The 14,201-nt window shown below is 74.8% G+C and carries 16 protein-coding genes and 1 pseudogene; 5 read left to right on the plus strand and 12 right to left on the minus strand.

Features of this window, described 5'->3' with window-relative positions:
* Positions 1–229, plus strand: a pseudogene (locus tag ABZS66_RS21275) (class E sortase); the annotation flags it as partial.
* 272 nt (positions 230–501) lie between these two features.
* On the opposite strand, the gene ABZS66_RS21280 reads toward ABZS66_RS21275, so the two are convergent.
* Entirely contained in the window at positions 502–1,458 is a 957-nt protein-coding gene (locus ABZS66_RS21280; protein ID WP_354760137.1) for an Lrp/AsnC family transcriptional regulator, read from the minus strand.
* An 84-nt stretch (positions 1,459–1,542) separates the two neighbouring features.
* Here ABZS66_RS21280 and ABZS66_RS21285 point away from each other — a divergent pair, with 84 nt between their 5' ends.
* Positions 1,543–2,991: an MFS transporter gene (locus ABZS66_RS21285; protein WP_354760139.1), complete on the plus strand. Its 1,449-nt coding sequence runs from the start codon at positions 1,543–1,545 to the stop codon at positions 2,989–2,991.
* Here ABZS66_RS21285 and ABZS66_RS21290 read toward each other — a convergent pair.
* Genes ABZS66_RS21290 through ABZS66_RS21315 form a run of 6 tightly spaced genes read right to left on the minus strand, consistent with a single transcriptional unit; the run spans position 2,988 to position 7,313 of the window.
* Positions 2,988–3,413 carry a hypothetical protein gene (locus ABZS66_RS21290; RefSeq protein WP_354760141.1) on the minus strand — a complete coding sequence of 142 codons (426 nt, stop codon included), beginning with the start codon at positions 3,411–3,413 and terminating at the stop codon, positions 2,988–2,990. The two genes, ABZS66_RS21285 and ABZS66_RS21290, sit on opposite strands and share 4 nt — an antisense overlap.
* Positions 3,410–3,811 (minus strand): MarR family transcriptional regulator, encoded by a 402-nt coding sequence (locus tag ABZS66_RS21295; protein WP_354760143.1) that lies wholly within the window; start codon positions 3,809–3,811, stop codon positions 3,410–3,412. The genes ABZS66_RS21290 and ABZS66_RS21295 overlap by 4 nt, the downstream gene beginning before the upstream one ends.
* Before the next feature lie 24 nt (positions 3,812–3,835).
* Positions 3,836–4,915 carry a hypothetical protein gene (locus ABZS66_RS21300; RefSeq protein ID WP_354760145.1) on the minus strand — a complete coding sequence of 360 codons (1,080 nt, stop codon included), beginning with the start codon at positions 4,913–4,915 and terminating at the stop codon, positions 3,836–3,838.
* Positions 4,912–5,268 (minus strand): hypothetical protein, encoded by a 357-nt coding sequence (locus ABZS66_RS21305; protein WP_354760147.1) that lies wholly within the window; start codon positions 5,266–5,268, stop codon positions 4,912–4,914. The genes ABZS66_RS21300 and ABZS66_RS21305 overlap by 4 nt, the downstream gene beginning before the upstream one ends.
* A 45-nt stretch (positions 5,269–5,313) precedes the next feature.
* Positions 5,314–6,657 carry a HAMP domain-containing sensor histidine kinase gene (locus ABZS66_RS21310; RefSeq protein WP_354760149.1) on the minus strand — a complete coding sequence of 448 codons (1,344 nt, stop codon included), beginning with the start codon at positions 6,655–6,657 and terminating at the stop codon, positions 5,314–5,316.
* A complete protein-coding gene (locus ABZS66_RS21315; RefSeq protein WP_354760243.1) occupies positions 6,654–7,313 on the minus strand; it encodes a response regulator transcription factor in 660 nt (219 codons plus the stop codon). Before ABZS66_RS21315 ends, ABZS66_RS21310 begins: the two co-directional genes overlap by 4 nt.
* A gap of 120 nt (positions 7,314–7,433) precedes the next feature.
* Between ABZS66_RS21315 and ABZS66_RS21320 the strand changes: the two genes are divergently transcribed.
* Positions 7,434–8,813: a condensation domain-containing protein gene (locus ABZS66_RS21320; protein WP_354760151.1), complete on the plus strand. Its 1,380-nt coding sequence runs from the start codon at positions 7,434–7,436 to the stop codon at positions 8,811–8,813.
* Position 8,814: 1 nt separating this feature from the next.
* On the opposite strand, the gene ABZS66_RS21325 is transcribed toward ABZS66_RS21320, so the two are convergent.
* Together ABZS66_RS21325 and ABZS66_RS21330 are read right to left on the minus strand one after the other, a co-directional pair.
* A complete protein-coding gene (locus tag ABZS66_RS21325; RefSeq protein ID WP_354760153.1) occupies positions 8,815–9,117 on the minus strand; it encodes a type II toxin-antitoxin system PemK/MazF family toxin in 303 nt (100 codons plus the stop codon).
* Positions 9,117–9,356: a YlcI/YnfO family protein gene (locus ABZS66_RS21330; RefSeq protein WP_354760155.1), complete on the minus strand. Its 240-nt coding sequence runs from the start codon at positions 9,354–9,356 to the stop codon at positions 9,117–9,119. The genes ABZS66_RS21325 and ABZS66_RS21330 overlap by 1 nt, the downstream gene beginning before the upstream one ends.
* A gap of 122 nt (positions 9,357–9,478) precedes the next feature.
* Between ABZS66_RS21330 and ABZS66_RS21335 the strand changes: the two genes are divergently transcribed.
* Positions 9,479–10,414, plus strand: coding sequence for an MBL fold metallo-hydrolase (locus tag ABZS66_RS21335; protein WP_354760157.1), 936 nt, complete (start codon positions 9,479–9,481; stop codon positions 10,412–10,414).
* Positions 10,411–11,001, plus strand: a complete 591-nt coding sequence (locus ABZS66_RS21340; RefSeq protein WP_354760159.1) for a VTT domain-containing protein — start codon at positions 10,411–10,413, stop codon at positions 10,999–11,001. Before ABZS66_RS21335 ends, ABZS66_RS21340 begins: the two co-directional genes overlap by 4 nt.
* A gap of 16 nt (positions 11,002–11,017) precedes the next feature.
* On the opposite strand, the gene ABZS66_RS21345 is transcribed toward ABZS66_RS21340, so the two are convergent.
* The 3 genes from ABZS66_RS21345 to ABZS66_RS21355 all read right to left on the minus strand — a co-directional run bounded on the left by ABZS66_RS21345 (position 11,018) and on the right by ABZS66_RS21355 (position 14,189).
* Entirely contained in the window at positions 11,018–11,791 is a 774-nt protein-coding gene (locus tag ABZS66_RS21345; RefSeq protein ID WP_354760161.1) for a methyltransferase domain-containing protein, read from the minus strand.
* Positions 11,788–13,896, minus strand: a complete 2,109-nt coding sequence (locus tag ABZS66_RS21350; RefSeq protein ID WP_354760163.1) for an alkaline phosphatase family protein — start codon at positions 13,894–13,896, stop codon at positions 11,788–11,790. Before ABZS66_RS21350 ends, ABZS66_RS21345 begins: the two co-directional genes overlap by 4 nt.
* 62 nt (positions 13,897–13,958) lie before the next feature.
* Positions 13,959–14,189, minus strand: coding sequence for a hypothetical protein (locus ABZS66_RS21355; RefSeq protein WP_354760165.1), 231 nt, complete (start codon positions 14,187–14,189; stop codon positions 13,959–13,961).
* Positions 14,190–14,201 lie beyond the last annotated feature (12 nt).

Genomic DNA, 14,201 nt, shown 5'->3' on the forward strand with positions numbered 1-14,201 from the left:
ACCCAGCCCGCACCACCGCCCGCGCCACCCAGCCCGCACCACCGCCCGCGCCACCCAGCCCGCACCACCGCCCGCGCCACCGCCCAGCACGCACCGCCACCCGCGCCACCCAGCCCGCGCCGCCACCCAGCCCGCGCTGCCACCCGCGCCACCCAGCCCGCACCGCCACCCAGCCCGCACCGCCACCCAGCCCGCGCCGCCGCCCGGCACGCACCGCCGCCCGCGTTGAGCGACGCTCACTGACCCGACGCCACCGCAGCCCCGGGCCGAACACCGCGCCTTGCCGCCGCCGCACTTTGCCGACCGTCCGCCGCGCGGGCCGAGCATCGCGGCCACCGGGCAGCACCCAGCCGACCTTCGTGGCCGGCCTCCGGGAGGCAGCGTCGCCTGTCTCGGCGCGAAGCTGGGGCGGCGTCGCCCATGATCATGGGAAACATCTGGTTGTCATAGCAGCCATGTGTTTCCCAGGATCATGGGCCGCCCGGTCGTTCGGGTCCCTTCTCATGGGGAGAGGGCGCCGACCTGCTTGACGTGGCGGAGGGTCGGGGCCGTCTCCACGCGTTCGACGCCCTGGAGAGGGCCGACCCGGCGGGTCAGGTACTCGTACAGGGCGTGCATGTCGGGGCAGATCACCGTTGCGAACAGGTTCGTCTCGCCCGTGGTCGCCACCGCGAACACCACCTCGTGGTGGCTCGCCAGGGCCTGGCCCACCGTCGCCAGGTGTGCCGGGGCGACCGTGAGCCACAGCATGACGCGCACCGGGTAGCCGAACAGGGACGGGTCCATCTCCACGTCGAAGAACAGGGCGCCCGTCCGGCGCAGCTGGTCCAGGCGGCGGCGGACCGTGGACTCCGACCAGCCCGTGGCCCGGGCCAGCTCCGGGTGGCCGAGGCGGCCGTCGCGGTTCAGGGCGGCCAGCAGCGGGCGGTCCGACGGGAGGAGCTCAGCGCCGTCCTGCAGCGGGACCCCGGCGCGCAGCGCGGCGATCTCGTCCGCGGTGAGCGACGAGTCGCGGGCCTCGCCGCCGACCGGGCCGCCGGCGAAGTGGTGGATCAGGCAGTGGGCGCGGACGGCGACCACCCGCGGGGTGCGCGGGAGCTTCTGGAGGAGCAGCTGCTCGCGGTCCGCCGGGTCGGGGTTCTGGATGTGGCAGGTGACCTCGGTACCGCCGGATGCGAGGGTGACCCACGACGTGTCCGGGCGGCGGGCCAGCGCGTCGGCGATGGCGGCCGCGCTGTCCGGGGTCGCCTGGAGGCGGATCATCCACATGTCGTAGCCGAGACGCACGCCGTCCGGCAGGCCCGCCACGCGCAGGCCGGCGTCGGTGCGCAGGCGGCGGTACCGGCGCGCCACCGTCTGGTCGGAGACGCCGAGGACGGCGGCGAGCGTGCTGAACGGGATGCGGCCGTCGATGCGCAGGGCGTCGGTGATGCGGTGGTCGAGCGTGTCGAGTTCCACCACCACAACGTAACTCGTGTCGGAATCCGGCAGGGCCAGGCTCGTAGCTATGGCCTGACCGCCGGAGCAGGCACCTTCGACGGCATGCGCAAATGGTTTCCCCTGATCGCGGTGTCGATCGGTACGTTCATGCTGCTCGTCGACGTCACGATCGTGGTCGTGGCCCTTCCGGCGCTCGCCGCCGACCTCGGTGCCACCCCGGAGGGCCTGCAGTGGGTGCTCGACGGCTACGCCCTCGCGCTGGCCGCGCTGGTGCTGGGCGCCGGGGCGCTCGCCGACCGGCACGGCCGCAAGCGGCTGTACCTCGCCGGGACCGCCCTGTTCGCCGTCGCGTCGCTGGCGTGCGCGCTCGCGCCGAACGCCGGGCTGCTGGTCGCGGCGCGGTTCGTGCAGGGCGTCGGCGGCGCGGCGATGTTCGCGACGACGGTCGCGATCCTCAGCGTCGCGTACCACGGCCGCGACCGCGGCGTCGCGTTCGGCGTGTGGGGCGCGGTCAACGGCGCCGCCGCGGCGGCCGGCCCGATCGCCGGCGGCCTGCTCACCGAGCACCTGAGCTGGCACTGGATCTTCCTGGTCAACCTCCCGGTGAGCCTGCTGGCGATCTGGTTCACGGTCCGTGGCGTCACCGAGTCGCGCGGCCGCGCCGGCGCCCGCTTCGACCTGCCGGGCACGCTGACGTTCACCCTGGCCGCGGGCGCGGTCACGTTCGGCCTGATCCGCGGCGGCGAGGCCGGCTGGACCGCGCCGCTGACGCTGTCGGCGTTCGCGGTGAGCGCCGTGGCCCTCGTGGTCTTCGTCGTCGTCGAACGCGCCGGCGACCACCCGATGCTGGACCTGCGCCTGCTCACCCAGCGCTCCTTCGCGATCCTGATGGTGGCGGCGGTACTGGCGCAGGCCGCGGCGTTCGCGTACCTGCCGTTCACGACGGTGTGGCTGCAGCAGTTCCTCGGGAACGGCCCGGTGGACGCGGGCCTGCTCGGCGCCCTGCCGATGAGTGCCGCGGCCTTCGTGGCGGGTGCGTTCGCCGGCCGGTTCCTCCAGCGCGTCGACCCGCGCTGGACGATCGGCGCCGGCCTGCTGCTCGTCGCGGCCGGCGACCTGCTCCAGGCGCGCCTCGACGCGGCGAGCGACGGCACCGCCCTCATCCCCGGCCTGATCCTCGTCGGCCTGGGCGTCTCGGCGGTGCTGCCGACGCTGGCCTCGGCGGCCCTGTCCGCCGTGCCGCATGAGCGCAGCGGCATGGCCGGGGGCGCGGTGAACACCTTCCGCCAGCTGGGGTTCGCGCTCGGCGTGGCGGTCTTCGGCGCCGTCTTCAGCGACCGCCTGACGGGCGCGGCCGATCCGAGGGCGGCCGCCGCCGACGCGGTGAACCTGACGGTGACCGTGGCCGGCCTGACCGCGCTGGCGGCGGCGGCCCTGGTCCTGCTGTTCCTGCGCCGCCCGGCCCCGGCGACCCACGCGGCGACCCACACGGCCCCGGCGGGCGAGCGGCCGGCCGGCGAGACGGCGCAGGAGCCGGCCGCCGCGCACTAGCCGGCCGGGGCCTGCTCCCGGCCCACCGAGTGGGCGGGCGGGAGCGGCCGCAGGTCGGGCTCCACCCAGCCGGTCCGGGCGGCCGGGGAGGCGAGGGTGGAGGAGCGGTAGAAGCGGGCGAGGAGCCGCTTGTCCAGCAGCGCCGGGTTCCGCGCCAGGAACCCGGCGAAGTCCTCAGCAACATCCGAGGCGTGCACGGCGACCAGCTCCACCCAGGCCCGGCTGATCGTGACGTGGTACTTCTGCGGGACGCCCGCGTAGCGGGCCGTGCGCCGGATGCCCTCGCTCACCACGTCGATCGCCGCCGGCATGCCGGCCCGCCGGACCGCGAGCCAGGTCACGTGCACGTGCTCGCGGTGCCCGAACCGCTCGGCGCCCGCCATCACCTCGTCGAGCAGCGCGCCGAACTCGGGGGCCGTCACCGGTTGGCCTCGGTCAGGGCGGCCAGCACCGTGAGCGCCGCGGCCAGGGTCTCCGGCGGCAGGCCGGCCAGGGCCCGCCGCTCCAGCTTGTCCATCGCGGCCCGCACCTGGGCGGCGGTCTCGGCGCCGGCCTCGGTCAGCTCGATCTGCACCGATCGGCGGTCGCCCGGGCGGATCGCCCGGGTGATCAGGCCGCGGCGCTCCAGGCGGTCCAGGATGCCGGTCAGCGTGGTCGGCCGGGTGCCGACGTCGGCGCCCAGCCGGGAGACGGTCCGGGGTGCGCCGTCGGCCAGGTTGGCCAGCGCGTTCAGGTCGGACGGGGTCAGGTCCAGGTCGACCAGGTCGGCGGTGAGCGACTGCAGGGTCGCATGGGTGGCGCGTTGCAGCTCAAGTATCACGGTTTCGGACTATACGGTTCCGTACTATTGCCCGCCAGCGAGTTTCGCCTCGACCCAGGCGTCGTCGAGGTGCTCGGCGTACGGGCCGCCGGGTGGGTCGACGACCCAGACGTGCATCATCTCGGCGGCGGTGACGGAGATGGTCAGGGGCGGGCAGCCGCCGTACGGGGAGACCACGCCGAAGCCCGGGGGCAGCAGGCCGACGCAGACGTCGTGCGCGTGCCAGCGGGTGGTCGCGCCGCCGATCGCCGGGCCGGGCGCGCCCGCCACCGGGACCTGGTACACCACGCCCAGCAGCAGGGCGCGGTCGCCGCGCACGGCGTAGACCAGCTGCTCCGGGGCCTGCGGGTCCAGCGTGCGGCCGTCGGCCTGGTGGGCCTTGTGGTCGAAGTGGACCTGCGGGCCCTCCGCCGGGCCGGCCGGGCGGTAGCCGGCGGCGAGGGCCGCGGCCAGGTCCCGGTAGGGCGCCGTCGCGGCCCGGGTCCGCTCGGCCAGGTCGCGGGCCGCCGCCAGCTGGGCCGCGGTCGGTGGCGGGCCGGCCTCCCGCTGTACGACGCCGGCCTGGAGGCGGTCGGGGCCGTGGTGGTCGTGGCGGGCGAAGCCGACCAGCCACATCGCGGTGCCGAACAGCATGACGACGAGGACCGTCGCGGCCCGGGCGGCGAACCGGCGGGCCGCCAGCGAGAGCGCGGTCAGCTGCAGGATCGCGGCGGCCATGCCGACCTGGTCGGGTCCGACGGGGCCGCGGGCGGCCCACCCGCAGTACACGATGAGGACGATCGGCGTCGTGAAGGCCAGGCCGCGCCGCCAGGCCCGCCCGCGGACGGCCCGCAGCGCCAGCCACCCCTCCACCAGGGCGGCGGCCGCGAGGAGCGGGGACATCGTGAGGTGGAGCGCGGCGACCGCGCCGAGCACGGCGGCCGCCGTGCGGGTCAGCGGATCGGCCGCGCGCCAGCCGTCCCGCAGCCGCAGCGCCCACGCCTGGCCCAGGCCGGCGTGGCCGGCGACGATGCGCGCGGCCTGCCCGGCGAGCAGCGGCGCCACCAGCAGCGCGGCCAGCGCGGCGCGGTGCTCGGGGGCGATGCCCGGCCAGAAGTCGTTCATCGGGCGACCGGAGCCGGGGCGGCCAGGAGGCGCAGCGTGAGGGCCAGGACCACCGCGGGGAGGGCGATCGTGGTCAGGACGGCGGTCAGGTTCACCGTCGAGCCGAGCTGGGGCAGGAGGGCGGCCACCTGCTGGAGCCAGAAGCCGCACAGGGCCAGGCCCTCGACGGCGAGGACGGTCCACAGGGCCCAGCGGCGGGGCACCAGCGCGGCCAGGGTGAACAGGGCTGCGGCGGAGAGGGCGGGGACCACGGCGTACGCGGGGTTGAAGGCCATCAGTGCCACCAGGCCGAGCGTCGCGGTCAGGGCGAAGGCAGCCTGCAGGACCAGCAGCGACCGCACGATGGCTGCCATGACGACCAGCGTGGGCGCCGTCGATGAGACCGCCGTGAGCCGTTCCTAAGAGGTCGATGAGAGCCCGGCGACCGGCAGGTCGACGACGAACGAGGCGCCGCCCCGGGCGTTGTTCGCGGCCAGGATGGTGCCGTCGTGCGCCCGCACGATCGACAGGGCGATGGCCAGGCCCAGGCCGGCGCCGGCGCCGCTGCGGGACTCGTCGGCGCGGTGGAAGCGCTCGAAGATGTGGCGCTCGGCGCCGGGCGGGATGCCGGGGCCGTCGTCGGCGACGTTGAGCTGGGTCGACGGGCCGCGCTGGGTGACGGTGACCCAGACGTTGCCGCCGTCCGGGGCGTACTTGACGGCGTTGTCGACGAGGATCCAGACCAGCTGCGCGAGGGCGTCCGCCGCGCCCCGGACCGGCGGGGCGGGGGTGAGCGCGCAGTGGATCTCCCGCGCCGGGTGCAGCGTGCGCGCCTGCCGGCACACGTCGTCGACGAGGGCGCCGAGATCGACGGAGGCCATCGCCGGGAGCTGCCCGGCATCGGCGCGGGCCAATGTCAGCAGCTGCTCGACGAGCCGGCTCATGCGGGCGCTCTCGCCCTCGATGTCGCGCAGCGCCGCGTCCCGGTCCGCCTCGGCCGCGTCGGGGTGGCGCAGCAGGAAGCCGGCGTTGTTGCGCACGGTGGTGAGCGGGGTGCGCAGCTCGTGCGACGCGTCGGCGACGAACCGGCGCTGGGCGGCGAGGCTGCCCTGGAGCCGGTCCATCATCGCGTTGAAGGCGGTGGTGAGGCGGCCGACCTCGTCGCCGGCCGGCGCCGGGGGCAGCCGCCGGGACGGGTCGGCGCCGACCTCGCCGACCAGCGTCGTGAGCTGCCGCAGCGGGCGCAGCGCGCGGCCGGTGACGAGCCAGGTCGCGCCGGCGGCGGCGAGGAAGGCGAGCACCGCGTAGACGCACACGAGCACGAACAGCCCCCGCCGGTCGTCGCGGACCCGCTGGGTGGTCTGCATGGCGGCGACGTACCCGCCGTTCACCGGCCGGACGGCGACCCGCACCGGCACCCCGGGCGCGACGGCGACGGTGCTGCGGTCGGCCGACCGGGCGACGCGCGGGATGCTGCCGTCGATGTGGCCCGTGCTGTACAGCGGGCGCCCGGAGCTGTCGTAGACCGCGATCACGATGTCACTCGCGGTGCGCAGGTCGAGCGCGGCCGGGGCCGGCTTACCGGACAAGCCTGAGATGTCGGAAAGGCCCGGCACCGCGGCCTCCGCCCGCGCCGCCAGCGCGGTGTCCTGCGTGGCGCTCGCACCCGCCGCGAGCAGCAGGAACACCGCCGTGCAGAAGGCGCCCAGCACCAGGCTCACGACCACCAGGCCGAACAGGGTGACGCGCAGGCGGATGGTCACCGCAGCACGTACCCCACGCCGCGGACCGTGTGCAGCAGCCGGGGCTCGCCGCCCGACTCCAGCTTGGCCCGCAGGTAGCCGACGTAGACGTCGACCACGTTGCTCGCGGTCGCCGCCGGCAGGCCCCACACCGCGGCCAGCAGGGCGGCGCGGCGCAGGACCTGCCGCGGGTGGCGCAGGAAGTGCTCCAGCAGCGCGAACTCCTGCGCGGTCAGGTCGACCGGGCGCGGGCCGCGGCGGCACTCGTGGGCGGAGCGGTCCAGGACCAGGTCGGCGAACGACAGCACGTCGGACGCGGGGACGCGGCGCAGCAGGGCGCGGACCCGGGCGAGCAGCTCGTCGTAGTCGAACGGCTTGACCAGGTAGTCGTCGGCGCCGGTGTCCAGGCCGGCGACGCGGTCCGCCGGGGCGTCGCGGGCGGTGAGCATGAGCACCAGCGGGCCGCCGCCCGACGCGCGCAGGCGCCGGCAGACGGCCAGGCCGTCCAGCCCGGGCAGCATGCGGTCGAGGACGACCAGGTCGACCGGGCCGGCGGCCGCGGCGTCCAGGGCGGCCGGGCCGTCGTGGGCGAGCGTCACGCGGTACCCCTCGTATCGCAGCGCCCGGCCGACCGAGGCGGCGATCGGCTCGTCGTCGTCCACGACCAGTACGTGCACCACGCGGCCACGCTATCGGACGCAGGCCAGCCCGCCGCCTGCGGTCGTCCGGACGACCTAGCCCCCCTCGTCCGCCCGGCCACGGCAAACGTGGGGTGATCATCGATACGATCCTCGTCGATGAGCGTGCGCGGGGCACGCCACGAGGGTCGGGAGGCCGGGTTGGTGGAGCGGATTCGCGTCCGGTTCGAGGGGGACGGCGCCGGCACCGGCGAGCTCGCGTGGGGCCAGCAGCAGGTCTGGCAGGCGATGACGGAGCTCGGGACATCGATGGCGATGGGCGGCGTCGTGCCGGTCCTGGACGGCCGGACGGTGCGGGACTTCGCCGAGGAGCTGCGATTTTTCCTGAGTCGGTACGGCGGGATGCGCGCACTGCTGCGCTTCGGCCCCGACGGGGCCGTCACCCAGGAGGTGTTCGGCAGCGGCGAGGCCACGCTGGAGGTCCACGACGCCGCGCCGTCCGAGGACCCGGCCACGGTCGCCGCCGACCTGCTGGCCGCCTGGCGGAGCCGGATCTTCGACTACGCGAACGAGTGGCCGATCCGGATGGCGGTGGTCCGCGCCGCCGGCGCGGTGACGCACGTGGTGGTGCTCGTGTGCCACCTGGCGACCGACGGGGCCGGCCTGGCGACGATGATCCGCGAGCTGGGCGAGCGCGACCCGGCGACCGGTCAGCCCGCCGCGCCCCACGCCGGGATGCAGCCGCTGGACCTGGTCGCCACCCAGGCGTCGCGGCCGGCGCAGCGGCAGTCGGACAACGCGCTGCGGTACTGGGAGGGCCACCTGCGCTCCATACCGGCCCGCCGCTTCACGTCCCACGGCGAGCGCCCCGGCCCCCGGTTCCGCCGGGTCGTCTGGCAGTCGCGCGCGCTGCACCTGGCCGCCGACCGCGTGGCCGCCGCCCTCGGCACCGACCCGGGCTCGGTCCTGCTGGCCGCGTTCGCGATGGCGTTCGGCCGGGTGACGGGCGCCAGCCCGTTCGTGACCCAGGTGATCGTCGGCAACCGCTTCCGCCCCGGCCTGGCCGACGTGGTGAGCCCCCTGGCCCAGAACGGCCTGGTGGTGATCGACGTCGCCGGCGCCACCGCCGCCGAGGCGGTCGAGCGGGCCCGCCAGGCGTCGATGAGCGCCTCGAAGTACGCGTACTACGCCCCGGGCCCGCGCGCCGCGCTCATCGAGCGGGTGTCCCGCGAGCGCGGCGAGCCGGTCGCCCTGGGCGTCCTGTGGAACGACCGCCGCGGCAACGTGCCCCCCGCGGCCGCCCCCGACGAGCTCCCGGAGGCGTCCCGGGTCGTCGACGAGCAGGCGCTCCCGTTCTTCAACGAGGAGCTGATGCTCAACGTGGACGACGTCCCGGACACGACCCAGATCACCACGGAGATCGACACCTGGTCACTCCCGATCGAGGACCTGTACGCCCTGCTGGGCGAGATGGAGACCTTCACCGTGGCGGCCGCCGGCCAGCCGGCCACCGCCTCCACGACGGCGCCGGTCGGCTGACTCAGAGCCGCAGCCCGTATGCGGCGATGATCGCTCGGGCCAGGTCGGGTTCCTGGTCCGCATGGAGATGTCCGATCAGGCGCCCCAGATCCGCATGCGGCACGGTCTCGACGTTGTCGCACGATACGACGGACGGGCGCTCAAGACCGTTCCGTGGCCCGAGAGCGACCTCGGATGACAACCCACGAATGTTTGTCGTGATCGGCGCGACCGTGATCCGCCGCAGGTGCGGCCGGATCGCCGCCCGAGTCAGGACGAGCACCGGCCTGACCTTGTCCATTTGCAGGAGATGGATGGGCCGCATCAGTCGATGTCCATGGGTTGCCGCACAGCCCAGGCCGCCATGCCGTCGAAGTCGTCCGGATCGTCACCCTGAAGCGCGGCGTAGATCCGTGCGTCCTTCTCCGCAATGTGCTCTTGGCGGTCACGCTCCAGCGCACGGAGCACCACCGCTGCCCGGCTCCGGGCCGCACCCGAGGCAACCAAGGCGTCCACGTACTCGATGAGCTCATCCGGCAGGCGAACGGCGATCTGCGTCGTCATACCGAAATGGTATCGGGGTGGGATGTAAGACGGTAGCGAAGTCATGTCCTTAACCTATGGGCCATGTGGCCCTAATAGCAAGTCGTGTGTGGTGGGTGATCGGGAGCGGGCAAGATGGCTGCATGGACGTCACGTGGTGGGGGCACGCTACCTGCGCCATCCGGGATCGGGGGACCACCGTCCTCACCGATCCCGTGTTGCGGAACCGGCTCGCGCACCTGTACCGGCGGCGGGGGGCGCGGCCCGTGCTCGGCGCGGCGCCCGACGCCGTCGTGATCTCGCACCTGCACGGGGACCACTGTGATCTTCCCTCGCTGCGGATGCTGCCGGTGACCACCACGCTGATCGTGCCCAAGGGGGCCGGGGCGTTCGTCTCGGCGCGGACCGGGGGTGGGCGGCCGGTCGTCGAGCTCGCGCCCGGGGACGAGACCAGCGTCGGGTCGCTCACCGTGCGGGCCGTGCCGGCCAACCACGACGGCGGGCGGACGCCGAAGTCACGCGTCCGGGCGATCGCGGTCGGGTACGTGGTGCAGGGCAGCCGGTCGGCCTGGTTCGGCGGGGACACCGGGCTGTTCGACGAGATGCAGGACATCGGGCCGGTCGACCTGGCGCTCGTGCCCGTGTGGGGGTGGGGCTGGACGCTCGGGCCGGGGCACCTCGACCCCGCGGGGGCGGCCGAGGCGATGCGGCGGGTCGGGCCGGCCCGGGCGGTGCCGATCCACTGGGGCACGCTGTGGCCGATGGGGTGCGCGCGGGTCCGGCCGGACCGGTTCCTGCGGCCGGGCGACGAGTTCGCCGCGTTCACCGCCGAGGCCGCGCCGCGGACCGTCGTCGACGTGCTGGCGCCGGGCGAGCGGCTGTCCCTCACGGAGAAGCCCGCGAACAACCCGGCCGCGAACAAGCCGGCCGCGAACAAGCCGGCCGCGGAGAAGCCGGCCGCGGAGAAGCCGGCCGCGGAGAAGCCCGCCGCGGTCAAGCCGGCCGTGAACAACCCGGGCGCAGGCAGATCGGCCGCGGGAACAACGGCCGGGGACAAGCCGTCGGGGCCGGCCGCGTGACCACGTTCGAGCAACTGGTCGCGGGGCTCGCCGTGCTCTTCGGGATCGTGGCCGCCGGGTCGACCGTGCCGGTGCTGCCGACCGGGGCGGCAGTGAGCGCCACCGCCGTCGTGGCCGCGCACCGCAGCCCGCTCGCGCTGCTCGCCGTGGTCGCAGTCGGTGCGATCGGGGCCTACTGCGGCGACGCCGTCACGTTCGCCGTCTGCCGGGCCGGCGGGGAGGCGCTGACCCGGCGGCTGCGGATGCTGCGCCAGCCGCTGCGGCTCACCGAGTCGATCCGCGAGCGGCTGCACCGCCGGCCGGTGACGGCGCTGCTCGTGTCGCGGCTGGTGCCCGGCGGGCGGATCCCGGTGCTGCTGACGGCGGCGATCGTCGGGCTGTCCTGGCGGGCCTTCATCGTCTCGAACGTCGCCGCGTGCGCCCTGTGGTCGGCGACCTACGCGGCGATCGGGCTGCTCGGCCGCAGCGTCTTCCCGCAGCCGTGGCAGGGCGTGGTCGCCGCGATCGTCATCGTGCTGGTCGTCACGCAGGCGGCGGGCTGGGTCCGCAGCCGCCGCGAGGCCCGTCTCCCGAGCGACGTGACGTGACCCTAGGCCAGAGCGCCTAGGCCACCGCCTCCACGTAGATCGACTCGTCGTTGCGCAGCACCTGGTCGAGGTCGGCGACGTCCTGGCGGGCGCCCTCGCGGTAGGCGCGCACGGTGATCGCCTCGTCGGCGAAGCCGGCCGACGTCAGGGCGTGGCGCAGCTCGGCCTCGTCGTAGAGCCAGCGGTGGCCGTAGACGTAGAACAGCTGGTTGAACATGAACGCGCCGCGGGGCGGCATCGCGGGGGCGACGCCGGTGAGCGCGCGGTTCATCCGGCGGCGGTGCTTGCCGAAGAATCCGTCGCCGTTGACGTAGCTCTCGCAGTACACCTTGAGATCCGGGGTCGTCAGGCGGAGCAGGCCGCCCGGGCGGAGGATCCGCCGCACCTCGGTCAGCCAGGCGATGCCGACCGCGAGCGACACGTGCTCGACCAGGTGCTCGGCGAACACCCAGTCGACGGCAGCGTCGTCGACCGGCAGCGGCCCGGCGATGTCCATCTCGGCGAAGTACGCGGCGTCGTCGACCCGGTAGACGTGGCCGGGCTCGGTGCGGGTGCCGCTCGCGTCGGTCAGCGACACGAGGTCGGTGCCGAGGGCCTGCGGGTGAGCGGTCTTGAAGGCGGCGAATTCGACGCCGGTGATCCCCAGCCCGGCGAGGTGCCCGGCGGTCAGGCGGGGCGCCGACAGCACCGTGGAGATCTTCTCCACCTTCGCGAGGTCCTCGGTGAAGAGGTCGACGGTGGCCGCGAGCTCCTGCGGATCTTCCCAGTTCCAGGGGCGATCGGCGATCATGGCGGCCCATCCCTTCGCGACGTGGAAAAAGTATCCAACCACGTCGAATGGTGATCCACAAGGGACGGTCGGCGCAGCCCGAGGTCGTCCAGCCAGCGCAGCAGCTGGCGGTGGATCGCGACCGGGCCGACCGGCGCGGGGTCGTCGACCGGCCAGTCGGCCGGGTGGACGAGCACGGCCTCGGTCTGCCAGCCGCCGATCCCGCCGTGCGAGCCGACGAGCTCCTCGAACGCGGCCACCTCCTCGGTGCCGCTGTCGACCCGGCTGACCAGCACCAGGTCGCCGACGTGCGCGGTGCGCTGGTGGGCGAGCAGGTCGGCCGCGGCGTGCGGCCCGTACGGCAGCAGCGGGTCGGCCCCGTCGATCGTGCCGTCGCGCAGCCGGTGCCGGCCGCCGGCCCCGATCGCGACCGGGCCGTCGGTGGCGGACTGCCCGACGACCAGTCCGATGCCGGGGTGCTTGGCCAGGCCGTCGATCAGCCCGGGGCGCTCCTCCTCGATCTGATCAAGATCGGCCCGGCCCGGGACGCCGGTGAGGTACAGCATGGCGAGGTTCCCCGACACGACGGTCACCACCTCACCGCTCGGGCCGGCGGTCACCGGGCCGCACGAGCGGGTCTGGTTGGAGACGCCGGCGAGCAGCGCGTTCGCCCGGCCCCAGTCCTCGTCGTTGGTCCCGCCCTGCACCGCGGTGGTCACGCCGCCGGCGAGGTCGTCCACGAGGCGTTCGAGGGTCACGCCGTACCGCTGGGAGAACGTCGCCCCCTGGCTCTGCCCGTGGTCGGAGAGTACGACGATCTCGTACCGCCGCCCGGCCACCTTCGCCAGCCGGTGCAGGGTGCCGAGCACCCGGTCGAGTCCTTCGAGCGTCTGCATCGCCTCCGGCCGCAGCGGCCCGGCGTGGTGCGCGACCTCGTCGTAGTCGACGAAGTCGCAGAAGATCACCGGCGTGCCCTTGCTCATCTGCTCGGCGATCAGCGAGACGTTGAGGTCGCGCAGCAGCACGTTGGTGACCGCCCGCAGGGCGACGTACGCCGCCGTGCGCGGCACCCTGGGGTACACGTTGCGAAACCGCTGGCGGCGCGCCTGCTGGATCTCCTTGAGCATCTCGCCGACGGACAGCACGAGCGCGCGGGCGAAGCCGTAGGGGCTCGCGACGAAGGCCAGGTAGCCGCGCGCCGACCGGCCGGGCAGGGCGGCGTTGCTGAACGTGAGCAGGCTCGTGGGCGCGTCACCGTTGAACACGTTGCTGATGCTGGCCCCGCCGTCGGCGAGCAGGCCCCGGCCGGTCGAGATGCGGGCCTCGACGTCGGCGGCGTCCTTCGGGCGGTTGGTGACGACGAGCCGGCCCTGCTCCTTCTCGTACCACCGGAAGGCCGGGATCTGGCCCTCCGACCCGTGCAGGATGCCGGCCTGGCTGGCGGGGGTGGTCGCGGGCATCCCGGTGTGCCAGGGCACGAGCGAGTGCGTGCCGGTGCGCAGCCACTTGCCGAGGTTGGGCAGGTTTCCGGCCTTGACCGCCCAGCTCAGCAGCGGCGCCGAGAGCCCGTCGACCTGCACGAAGAGCACGCCGGGCTCGGTCGCCGGCTCGTCATCGTGCCGGCGGGCCATCTGGCGCAGCGCCTGGCCGAGGAAGACGTCCTCGCTCCCCGCGTCGGCGAGCCAGTTGACCAGCGCGGTGAGGATCGCGGCGACCCAGCTGGCGACCCAGGCGTCGACGAAGCTGCCGACGCTCACCCCCTCGGTGACCTGGAGGGCGGTGAACATGACGACGGCCTGGATGACGACGCCGAGCAGCAGTACCCCCAGCCCCCCGACGACCACCGCCACCCCGAGCAGCACCAGCCGCATGAGGGTGCCGATGACGGCGAGCACCACGGTGAGCTCGACGAGCGCCGCCGGGCCGCCGCTGGCCGTCACGCCGGGCAGCAGCCAGAAGGTGGCGGCGAGGACGGCGAAGCTGGTGAGGCCGCTGCGCAGCAGGGACTTGCCCCACGCGACGGTGAGCCGCCAGTCACGCAGCAGGCGAGCCCCGAAGCGGATGCGCCGGGCCGCGACGGAGGCCGCCAGGGCGCGCATCGGCCTGGGGCTCACCTTGGGGCTCACTGCCCAAGATTACGTCTGTCCGGCCGGATGCCCCGATCACCGGCGAGGGTGACGTCGCACCCTCAGGCCGGGGTGAGCTCGGACTCGGCGGGTGCGGGCGCGGGCAGCGGCTGGGCGGCCAGGCCGAGCAGGTCGTTGACCGCCGCCGCGTACTGCTCCGCGGAGCGGGCGGTCTCGACCGCGGCCGCCCGGCGCTCCCCGGGCCGGACCGGCCGGGGCGCGGCGAGCCGCATCCGCAGCGTCCGCAGCTCCTCGAGGTGGCTGTCGAGCAGGTCGATGATGTCGTGGTGCATGGTGCGGCCTCC

The sequence above is a fragment of the Dactylosporangium sp. NPDC005572 genome (genome assembly GCF_040605515.1).
Lineage (GTDB): Bacteria > Actinomycetota > Actinomycetes > Mycobacteriales > Micromonosporaceae > Dactylosporangium.

Coding starts and splice junctions, on each gene's coding strand:
- ABZS66_RS21285 (WP_354760139.1), top strand. CDS start 1,543: ATGCGCAAATGGTTTCCCCTGATCGCGGTGTCGATCGGTACGTTCATG.
- ABZS66_RS21300 (WP_354760145.1), bottom strand. CDS start 4,915: ATGAACGACTTCTGGCCGGGCATCGCCCCCGAGCACCGCGCCGCGCTG.
- ABZS66_RS21305 (WP_354760147.1), bottom strand. CDS start 5,268: ATGGCAGCCATCGTGCGGTCGCTGCTGGTCCTGCAGGCTGCCTTCGCC.
- ABZS66_RS21320 (WP_354760151.1), top strand. CDS start 7,434: ATGAGCGTGCGCGGGGCACGCCACGAGGGTCGGGAGGCCGGGTTGGTG.
- ABZS66_RS21325 (WP_354760153.1), bottom strand. CDS start 9,117: ATGCGGCCCATCCATCTCCTGCAAATGGACAAGGTCAGGCCGGTGCTC.
- ABZS66_RS21330 (WP_354760155.1), bottom strand. CDS start 9,356: ATGACGACGCAGATCGCCGTTCGCCTGCCGGATGAGCTCATCGAGTAC.
- ABZS66_RS21335 (WP_354760157.1), top strand. CDS start 9,479: ATGGACGTCACGTGGTGGGGGCACGCTACCTGCGCCATCCGGGATCGG.
- ABZS66_RS21345 (WP_354760161.1), bottom strand. CDS start 11,791: ATGATCGCCGATCGCCCCTGGAACTGGGAAGATCCGCAGGAGCTCGCG.
- ABZS66_RS21355 (WP_354760165.1), bottom strand. CDS start 14,189: ATGCACCACGACATCATCGACCTGCTCGACAGCCACCTCGAGGAGCTG.